This is a genomic window from Bacillus salipaludis, from assembly GCF_004358205.1.
Genome location: NZ_SMYO01000020.1, coordinates 46,925 through 56,907 on the forward strand (window position 1 = coordinate 46,925; position 9,983 = coordinate 56,907).

The 9,983-nt window shown below is 39.7% G+C and carries 7 protein-coding genes, 10 tRNA genes and 2 rRNA genes; all 19 read right to left on the reverse strand.

Features of this window, described 5'->3' with window-relative positions; translation table 11 throughout:
- Positions 1-140: 140 nt before the first annotated feature.
- Positions 141-1,943, reverse strand: a complete 1,803-nt coding sequence (gene glmS, locus E2K98_RS25995; RefSeq protein ID WP_133339336.1) for a glutamine--fructose-6-phosphate transaminase (isomerizing) — start codon at positions 1,941-1,943, stop codon at positions 141-143.
- Between the two features lie 468 nt (positions 1,944-2,411).
- Complete coding sequence (glmM, locus tag E2K98_RS26000) at positions 2,412-3,761, reverse strand: phosphoglucosamine mutase (RefSeq protein ID WP_133339338.1); 1,350 nt, start codon at positions 3,759-3,761, stop codon at positions 2,412-2,414.
- Positions 3,762-3,797: 36 nt separating this feature from the next.
- A complete protein-coding gene (locus E2K98_RS26005) occupies positions 3,798-5,024 on the reverse strand; it encodes a CdaR family protein (protein ID WP_133339340.1) in 1,227 nt (408 codons plus the stop codon).
- Positions 5,017-5,844 (reverse strand): diadenylate cyclase CdaA, encoded by an 828-nt coding sequence (gene cdaA, locus E2K98_RS26010; RefSeq protein ID WP_026576967.1) that lies wholly within the window; start codon positions 5,842-5,844, stop codon positions 5,017-5,019. The genes E2K98_RS26005 and cdaA overlap by 8 nt, the downstream gene beginning before the upstream one ends.
- A 133-nt stretch (positions 5,845-5,977) precedes the next feature.
- Entirely contained in the window at positions 5,978-6,604 is a 627-nt protein-coding gene (locus E2K98_RS26015; RefSeq protein WP_133339342.1) for an anti-sigma factor family protein, read from the reverse strand.
- Positions 6,605-6,620: 16 nt separating this feature from the next.
- Positions 6,621-7,184 (reverse strand): RNA polymerase sigma factor SigW, encoded by a 564-nt coding sequence (gene sigW, locus E2K98_RS26020; RefSeq protein WP_133339344.1) that lies wholly within the window; start codon positions 7,182-7,184, stop codon positions 6,621-6,623.
- A 169-nt stretch (positions 7,185-7,353) separates the two neighbouring features.
- Positions 7,354-8,250 (reverse strand): arginase, encoded by an 897-nt coding sequence (gene rocF, locus E2K98_RS26025; protein WP_133339346.1) that lies wholly within the window; start codon positions 8,248-8,250, stop codon positions 7,354-7,356.
- A gap of 344 nt (positions 8,251-8,594) precedes the next feature.
- Positions 8,595-8,670: transfer RNA gene (locus tag E2K98_RS26030), tRNA-Ala, on the reverse strand.
- 16 nt (positions 8,671-8,686) lie between these two features.
- A tRNA-Gly gene (locus E2K98_RS26035) sits at positions 8,687-8,757 on the reverse strand.
- Positions 8,758-8,796: 39 nt separating this feature from the next.
- Positions 8,797-8,869, reverse strand: a tRNA-Lys gene (locus tag E2K98_RS26040).
- 5 nt (positions 8,870-8,874) lie between these two features.
- Positions 8,875-8,949, reverse strand: a tRNA-Gln gene (locus E2K98_RS26045).
- A 45-nt stretch (positions 8,950-8,994) separates the two neighbouring features.
- A tRNA-Tyr gene (locus E2K98_RS26050) sits at positions 8,995-9,079 on the reverse strand.
- 15 nt (positions 9,080-9,094) lie between these two features.
- Positions 9,095-9,167, reverse strand: a tRNA-Thr gene (locus E2K98_RS26055).
- A gap of 9 nt (positions 9,168-9,176) precedes the next feature.
- Positions 9,177-9,252, reverse strand: a tRNA-Val gene (locus E2K98_RS26060).
- A gap of 39 nt (positions 9,253-9,291) precedes the next feature.
- A tRNA-Glu gene (locus tag E2K98_RS26065) sits at positions 9,292-9,366 on the reverse strand.
- Positions 9,367-9,388: 22 nt separating this feature from the next.
- Positions 9,389-9,461, reverse strand: a tRNA-Thr gene (locus tag E2K98_RS26070).
- Between the two features lie 26 nt (positions 9,462-9,487).
- Positions 9,488-9,562: transfer RNA gene (locus tag E2K98_RS26075), tRNA-Asn, on the reverse strand.
- Between the two features lie 14 nt (positions 9,563-9,576).
- Positions 9,577-9,693, reverse strand: a 5S ribosomal RNA gene (gene rrf / locus E2K98_RS26080).
- 140 nt (positions 9,694-9,833) lie between these two features.
- Positions 9,834-9,983: ribosomal RNA gene (locus E2K98_RS26085) — 23S ribosomal RNA — on the reverse strand; the annotation flags it as partial.

Consider the following 9,983-nt stretch of genomic DNA (forward strand, 5'->3'; position numbering starts at 1 on the left):
TAAAGAAGAAAGCTAACTTTGTCGCACAAGAGATGACAAACATAGTTTTTCTCAAAAAAGGTTCACTATACGATAGCAACAATAGTAACAAAAAAACACGGTTCAAAATTGAACCGTGTTTTAAATAATCATTCACCTGCTTATTCAACCGTAACCGATTTTGCTAAGTTACGTGGCTTATCCACGTCGCAATCACGGTGCAGTGCTGCATAGTAGGCAATTAATTGTAATGGTATAACAGAGATAAGTGGTGTTAATAATTCATGTACTTCTGGAATGATGAAGCTGTCTTCGTCCATATTTAAACCCTTCATCGAAATGATGCATGGGTTTGCTCCGCGGGCAACGACTTCCTTCACATTTCCGCGAATGCTTAGGTTTACACTTTCTTGAGTAGCTAGAGCAATAATCGGCGTTCCTTCTTCAATTAAAGCAATCGTGCCATGTTTTAATTCTCCGCCAGCAAAGCCTTCTGCTTGAATATAAGAAATTTCCTTTAATTTCAAGGATCCTTCTAAGCATACATAATAGTCAACTCCGCGGCCGATAAAGAAGGCATTTCGTGTTACCGATAAAAACTCTCTTGATATATGCTCAAACAGCTCTTTTGAATCGCAAAGAACTTCCATTGCATTTGCAATAATTCCAAGTTCATGTACCAAGTCAAAGTCAACTTTGATATTTTGGCTCTTTGCCGTTACCTCGGCCAGTATGGAAAGCACGGCTATTTGGGCTGTATAAGCTTTCGTAGATGCAACCGCAATTTCAGGACCAGCATGTAGTAATAATGTATAATCCGCTTCACGAGAAAGAGTTGAACCAGGAACGTTCGTAATTGTTAATGCACGATAACCCATTCCTTTTACTTTAACAAGTACCGCACGGCTGTCTGCTGTTTCCCCACTCTGTGTGATGAAAATAAACAACGGCTTTTTCGATAACAGTGGCATATTATAAACAAATTCACTAGCAATATGAACTTCTACTGGAATTTTAGCCATGTTTTCAATCAGTTGTTTTCCGACAAGACCTGCATTGTAGGATGTTCCAGCTGCAACAATGTAAACACGGTCACTATCATTCATTGCACCGATAATTTCAGAATCAATGGTTAGTTCCCCTTGCTCATTTTGATACGTTTGAATAATCTTACGCATCACAAGCGGCTGCTCGTCGATTTCTTTTATCATGTAATGAGGATATGTGCCCTTCTCAATATCACTTGCATCCAATTCTGCTTTATACGGTTTGCGGTTGATTGTCTCTCCAGCCAAGTTTTGAATTGTTACTTGGTCTTTCGTAACAATGACAACCTCTTTGTCCATTAGCTCTACATATTTATCTGTAACCTGAAGCATTGCCATCGCATCACTAGCAACGACATTAAAGCCGTCTCCTAAACCGACAAGAAGTGGGCTTTTATTTTTAGCAACGTAGATTGTTTCACGGTCTTTTGCATCTAAAAGGGCAAGAGCATAGGAACCATGTAAAAGTGTTAGTGTTTTACGGAATGCTTCTAAAACAGTTAGGCCTTCGTTTACAAAGAACTCAATAAGCTGAACAACTACTTCCGTATCCGTTTCACTTTTAAACTCAACATTTGAAAGATATTCGCGCTTTAAGAAATCATAATTCTCAATCACACCATTGTGTACAAGCGTAAAACGGTCTGAAGCACTTTGATGCGGATGGGAATTTGTTTTGCTTGGTACACCATGAGTTGCCCAGCGAGTATGCCCAATTCCAATATGAGCTGTTACATTTCCATCCACAATCTTTCGTAAATCTGCAATGCGGCCTTTTTCTTTGAATACATGAATCCCGTGCCCGTTTTGAAGCGCAATACCTGCTGAGTCATAACCGCGGTATTCCAGCTTTTCAAGACCTTTTAATAAAATTTCCTTTGAATCCTTATTTCCAATATATCCAACAATTCCACACATAATTTCTTTTCCTCCCTGATTTAGGGGGCAAGAATGCTTTGGAGGCTTACCTTGCCCCCTTATCTCCGTTTTTTAGGTATCTGTCTATACCCTTTAAAGCGTGAAGCTAATATGTGTGCATTTTCTTCTCTTTGTGCATCGAGTTGCCTCAGATGTTTTAAAGAAGAACTGACGGTTGTGCATCGCAACCGGGAGGTATCCGCCGAACATTTCGATAAACCTCCTCCTCGTCAACTAATTCAACTCACTATGAATTAGTTCAGGCGCTTTAAAATGTTTTAAATCACTATCCACCTTTCTTTAGTAAGATGTGCTTTTAACAACAAAGCAAATCAATCTTACCTGAATTCAAGATTTCCGTCAACTAGGAAGATAAAGGGATTTTGACTTTTCTTTTACAAGTGAAAAATTATACATAATAAAATATGCATAAGGGATATTAAGGTTCCCTTATGCATATAAAATAGACTATTCTTTTAATTCCATTTCCTCTTTAACTACCATTACAATTCTGTTCACGTAGGATTCACATAGCTCTTCCGTTGGTGCTTCGACCATTACACGAACTAGCGGTTCTGTACCGGATGGACGGACAAGCACTCTTCCGTCACCTGCCATTTCAGTTTCCACCTGTTCAATAATTGCTTTTACTTTATCATTATCCGTTACATGAAGCTTGTCTGTCACTCTTACATTGACAAGCTTCTGCGGAAACTTCTTCATTTCACCGGCTAATTCGGATAATGGCTTATGGGTTGCCTTCATAATATTTACCAATTGTAAGCCTGTTAATAGACCATCACCTGTTGTGTTATAGTCAAGGAAAATAATATGACCCGATTGCTCACCGCCAAGATTATAGCCGCTTTTCTTCATTTCCTCTACCACATAACGATCGCCCACTGCAGTAGGAACGCTTTTGATTCCATGGCTTTCAAGAGCCTTATAAAAACCAAGATTACTCATAACTGTTGAAACAATTGTCCCATGCTTTAAACGTCCATGTTCCTTCATGTACTTTCCACATATGTACATTATTTGGTCGCCATCCACGATATTTCCCTTTTCGTCAATCGCAATCAAGCGATCGCCATCCCCATCAAACGATAAGCCGACATCTGCAACCTTTTCCTTAACTAGTTGAGCTAAAGCCTCGGGATGGGTGGAACCAACTCCGGCGTTAATATTCAGTCCATTCGGAGACGCTCCCATAGTCGATAGGTCTGCATCAAGATCAGCAAATAGATGCGTTGCCAGAGAAGATGTTGCTCCATTTGCACAATCTAAAGCAATATGGATTCCAGAAAAGTCTTCATCTACTGTGTGTTTTAAGTATTGTAGATATTTTTGTCCGCCTTCGAAATAGTCCATAACTTGCCCTAAATCAGAACCTACTGGCCTTGGTAATTGATCTTCCTGTAAATCAATTAGTTTTTCAATTTCTAATTCTTGTTCATCCGAAAGTTTAAAACCATCAGGACCAAAAAACTTAATTCCATTATCCGCTACTGGGTTATGAGAGGCGGAAATCATAACCCCTGCCTGGGCCCCTAATGCTTTGGTTAAATAAGCAACACCAGGAGTAGAAATTACCCCAAGTCGCATTACTTCTGCACCAATGGACAGTAAACCGGCAACAAGAGCGCCTTCGAGCATATGGCCTGATATACGAGTATCACGGCCGATAATGACTTTCGGGCGGTCCTTGTCCTTTGTTAAAACATATCCACCAAAACGCCCTAATTTAAAGGCAAATTCAGGTGTTAATTCACTATTTGCAACTCCGCGTACTCCATCGGTACCGAAATATTTTCCCATTATTAAAATCGCTCCTTCATCAATATATTGCAGGGTTTATGCGTTGTTTTTAGTTATTGTGACGTTTGCTCTGGATTGATCAAGTTCCCAGTCTACCTCCGAAGGCCCTTCCACTTGAATTTTTACATTATGGTCCCCTTCCTTAAGGTTGGACACATCGATAAAAACATTAAAATCTTTTGATTTTAATTTGTTCACCATGGAGCTTGGACCATTGACTGTTATATCGACATTATCGGGATTGTTTATCTCCGCAGAATACTGGTCAGATAAACCGAGGATTGTTAAAGGAATCCCCGATATCGTTTTTTCTTCTTGCTTTTTCACAACAATGGTTGCCGTCACCATTTCCGGCGATACCTTTGTGATTCCATTCGAAATGATTACAGGTAAATCCATTGTCTTATTATCATCAATTTTACTTACATCCACCTCAACGCGAACATGGGCATTTTTTAAGGCATGTTCACTACCAATAATTACTGCATCCTTTGTATCTAAAGTGATGGAATCAATGGTTACTCCACTAGGCGGTGTTCCAATTTGTTTGATATCAATCGGAACCTTTTTACTTATATCCTTGACAGGTATGGTTACCCTTACCGTACTAGGATCGACCTCAACGTCCAATTTATTTAAGTCGCGGTCGAGAACCTGGATATTCGCTTCCTGTGAAATCGTTTTATTTATCTGATCTTTAACATTGAGCGTCGCTTTTACGTAGCTAATTCGATCAATTAAGTTTTTTGCCCCAGTAATTTTCACTTTATTTGGCTCAACAACGGGCTGCCCTGCAGCAAAGCCTTCCTGAAGCAATCCTTGGTTAAATTCAGTATCCACTTTATATTCCTGAGTAATTTTCTCTTGAACGGACACATTTACACGGGACGGCTTTATCGTAGCCTTTAACTTATCTGATAAATCTTTTATTTTCAGTTTTACGGTCTGATGGCCAATCTTGGCCTTTGTTAAATCAACATATACTTCAAAGTTCCGCAATGCTTTCGCATTTTGAATATGTGTTACCGGTCCTTTTAATGTTAGCTTCACTTTGTTTGGAATCCCCGATACGACTAAATTTTCCGTATCATAGTATACCTTTACCGGTACATCATTTAGGGTTTCAGTGGTTTGCTCACCTGGTACATTCACACCGGTAAACTTGGTGCTGTTCGTAGTATGGGGAACAGATGAATAAAGCAGAACAGCTAGAACCAATGCAAGAATTTTTATAAACCACCGATTATCCATCAATTTATCCATTTTTCTTTCCCCTCCAGTTCCAACGAGCTGAAGAAGCCTGTTTGACTTTGGTATTCACTAATAATTCACTCGATAATAATTCTTTAAATTCATCGGTATTTAAATCTCGGTGAAGTTCCCCATTTTTCGTAAGAGAAATTCCACCTGTTTCCTCCGAAACCACCACTGTGATGCTATCTGTTACCTCACTAATCCCGAGTGCTGCCCGGTGTCTCGTCCCCAGCTCCTTAGAAATAAAAGGACTCTCTGACAAAGGAAGATAGCAAGCCGCAGCAGATACATTATTTTTTTGAATAATGACCGCTCCATCATGGAGAGGTGTATTTGGAATAAAAATATTGATGAGTAATTCTGAGGAAATTTTTGAATCTAAAGGAATCCCCGTTTCAATATAATCACTCATTCCTGTTTCTTTTTCAATCGAAATTAAGGCTCCTATCCGACGTTTTGCCATATAATCTGTTGCTTTTATAATGGCTGCAATGGTTTTCTCCGGATCATCGTCATCTGGACTACCGCTTCTCGAAAAAAACCGTCCCCTGCCCAGCTGTTCAAGTGCTCTTCTAAGTTCCGGCTGAAAAATAATAATAATCGCAAGAAATCCCCAGTTAATGGCCTGTTGCATCATCCAGCTTAATGTTTTTAAGCCTAAGTATTCACTGACTACCCTAACAAGCAGAATTACCAAAATTCCCTTGAGTAATTGAACGGCCTTTGTTCCTCTTATAACATTAATCAGCTTATAAATGACATACCACACAAGGAGAATATCAACAATACTAGATAAATACTTCCATACTGTGAAATCGGCAAACGGCATTGTTCTTCCTCCGTAATTTTGCATAAGAATCCATGAAATCTAAACCCATGTTATTATAACATAAATCAAGCTTGTACCTATTATATGTAGTATCATAAAAAAACAAATCACTCAAATCGGAGTGATTTGTTTTCTATTGCGTTTCATTTTGATCAAATACGTTAATCACATCATGTGCGGTCTTTTTCATATAATACCAAATCCAATCAAAAACCTCGTTCACTTCTTCAATTCTCCCTGTGACATGGCCGGCTGATGCCATATATTTTTCCCCGTTTATGACTGTAACGTCACCTTGAACTTCTCCTTCAATCTTTAATTTACCATTTCGAACAATGACATCCCCCTTTACTACTTCGCCTTTAGGGACAATCACAGTATTATTTTGGACAATTAAATTCTTTTGTTTCGAAACAGAAAATTCACGGTTCTGACTCCAGGTTGAAAATAAACTTCCCAACATTAAAACAATAAAGAGCGATGCTGCGGCCAGTATTGGGTGATTTTTCAGCCAGCGTTCTATCCCCACTTTTTTCTTTTCTTTTGGAAGCTTTGCCATAACATTGGCTGTAAAGTTAGATGGGGCCTGCATATTTGAGGTGCTTTTCACAAGAGCAACAGTCTTTTTTAATTCATTAAAAAGGGGTTCACATTCTTTACAGTCCTGGAGGTGCCCTCTTAAAATTGCTTCATTTTCTGGTGTGATCTCTTCATCTAAAAAGTCATGCATTAATTCAATGATTTGTTCTGGACATTTCAACCGTATCACCTCTTTATCACACATAACGTAATTGTTGCCGTAAAGCTTCCCGTCCGCGGTGAATTCTCGTTTTAACCGTACCTAAGGGCATATCGAGAATTTCACTGATTTCGTTTAATGACAACTCTTCAATATATTTTAAGACAATAACTGAGCGATATTTTTCAGGCAGTTTTAAAATTTCCTTTTGAACCGTTTCATGAAGCTCTAAACTTTCCACTTCGCTTTCGGGTGGTTTTGTCTGCGAAGGTATTTGTGAATACATGGTAAGCCCCTCGGTTCCGGCTACTTCAGCATCCAAATAATAATCCGGTTTCTTTTTTCGAATGCGATCAATACAAAGATTTGTTGCAATACGAAAAAGCCAGGTTGAAAATTTTAAATCTTGATTAAAAGTATGGATATTCATATAAGCACGTAAAAAAGCTTCTTGGGCAAGGTCTTCTGCTTCATGTCGATTTCCAATCATTCGGTAACAAAGCTGATACACGCTATTCTTATAAATCTCGACAATATCGGCAAATGCGTCTTGGTCTCCCTTTATTACTTGCTTAATTCTCTTTTTAATGACCGCTTCCATCTATTTACCTCCGCTCTAATGCGGCTATACGATACTACGAATCGATAGCGAAAAAGTTTCGTTTTGAGCGAAAAACTTCTCAATACCTTTAATATTAACAAAAATTTACTAAACGCGCGCGTAAACTGAATTTTAGTAGAAAAATAAAAAAGCAGCCGAAGCTGCTTTTTTATAATAGTTTTTCTCCAAATAATGAGCCCATTAAAGCTACTGCACAAGTGGCTGTTCTATTTTTCTCATCTAGAATTGGATTTACCTCAACAAATTCTGCTGAAGTAATGATTTTTGACTCTTCTAGCATTTCCATAGCAAGATGGCTTTCACGGTAGCTGATCCCACCCATTACTGGCGTTCCAACTCCTGGTGCGTCGCTAGGGTCTAGACCATCTAAATCTAATGATAAATGAACGCCATCTGTTTTTTCTTTCAAATAGGCAATCGTTTCTTCCATGACTTTTGTCATTCCTAGGCGGTCGATTTCATGCATAGTGTAAACTTTAATGCCGATTTCTTTGATTAAATCCTTTTCTCCGTCATCAAGAGCCCTTGCACCAATGATTACAACATTTTCAGGCTTAATTTTTGGACTATAGCCGCCTAGTTGAGTTAGGAGTGGATGTCCTAATCCAAGACTAGCTGCTAAAGGCATTCCATGAATATTCCCTGTTGGAGAAGTTTCTGCAGTATTTAAATCACCATGGGCATCATACCAGATAACACCAAGGTTTTTATAGTGTTTTGCCACACCTGCTAATGTTCCGATTGCAATACTATGATCTCCACCAAGAACAAGTGGGAAAGACCCTGATTCGATGACTTCGTCCACCTTTTCAGCAAGCAATGTATTTTTTTCTGCTACTAAATCTAAATTACGTAGATTGGATTCTTTATCTACGACAACTTCAGGTCTGCCAATTGGAATATCACCTAAGTCATGTACTTCATCAAAAAGAGGTTTTAGGCGCTCGTTAATCCCAGCATAACGGATTGCACTCGGCCCCATATCGACTCCTCTTCTCATTTGTCCTAAATCCATAGGCATTCCAATAATTGATAGCTTTTTCATGCTTCTACCTCCTAGCCTTTATATCCCTATTTTAACCGCTTCCATTAAGATGACTCAACTCGACAAAAATATGTATATATATGCGGGGAAGGCCCGTAAATACTGTTTTAATAGGGTTTAGCGGGGTTATTTTGTGAGTTCCTGTATGGCTGGCTATGACTTTTGGGAAAATTTTTAATGTTTTTTTTTGTTGGTTTTAATTTGTACCAGCTTATTTAAGTGGAGTTTTACCTTAGAAAACAATATAAAGGACTTTTCACATGACCTTGGGTGGTAATTTGTCTTTAAAAACAAAAAAGCCTTAAATCAGATAATGATTTAAGGCGAATGGTTTATGTAGTGTATGGTGGAGTCTAGGGGGATCGAACCCCTGACCTCCTGCGTGCAAAGCAGGCGCTCTCCCAGCTGAGCTAAGACCCCGATATGTTATGCTTGAAGCGGAAGACTTTATTTGTACCCGCGCCCCCCACCTTGGCAAGGTGGTGTTCTACCACTGAACTACTTCCGTAATTCATAGGTAAAGACCAATGGTCAATTTGAACAAAATGAGCCATGAAGGACTCGAACCTTCGACCCTCTGATTAAAAGTCAGATGCTCTACCAACTGAGCTAATGGCTCTTTTTTGGCTGGGCTAGCTGGATTCGAACCAACGAATGACGGAGTCAAAGTCCGTTGCCTTACCGCTTGGCTATAGCCCAATAATCTTATAAAAATAGCTTGTCCATTATTTTTAAAAATATAAGTGGTGGAGGGGGACGGATTCGAACCGCCGAACCCTGAGGGAGCGGATTTACAGTCCGCCGCGTTTAGCCACTTCGCTACCCCTCCAATAAAATAAAAAAGTGCCGGCTAGAGGACTTGAACCCCCAACCTACTGATTACAAGTCAGTTGCTCTACCAATTGAGCTAAACCGGCATGGTATAATGGTGGAGGATGACGGGATCGAACCGCCGACCCTCTGCTTGTAAGGCAGATGCTCTCCCAGCTGAGCTAATCCTCCGATATAATGTAAGTTATTTTCGCGAATACGATATAACTTTGGTGACCCCTACGGGATTCGAACCCGTGTTACCGCCGTGAAAGGGCGGTGTCTTAACCGCTTGACCAAGGGGCCTATAGCCTATTTAAATTAGGTAAGCTTCCAAGCGGGCTCGAACCGCTGACCTCTTCCTTACCATGGAAGTGCTCTACCTACTGAGCTATGGAAGCATAGCTAAATCATTTAAAAATAAAAATGGCTCCGCAGGTAGGACTCGAACCTACGACCGATCGGTTAACAGCCGATAGCTCTACCACTGAGCTACTGCGGAATAATTTTATAACAGCCTGGCAACGTCCTACTCTCACAGGGGGACAGCCCCCAACTACCATCGGCGCTGAGAAGCTTAACTTCCGTGTTCGGTATGGGAACGGGTGTGACCTTCTCGCCATTATTGCCAGACTATTTATCAGACACTTTTATATTATAATGTCTTTTTAAAATTTTTCAAGAGGAAAATTGATTTTTTTCATTCCCTCAAAACTAGATAATGCAGAAGAAGTTTTGTAAAAACGAGTTCACCTTCATATAATACATATGACTTGGTTAAGTCCTCGATCGATTAGTATCAGTCAGCTCCACATGTCGCCACGCTTCCACCTCTGACCTATCAACCTGATCATCTTTCAGGGATCTTACTAGCTTGACGCTATGGGAAATCTCATCTTGAGGGGGGCTTCATGCTTAGATGC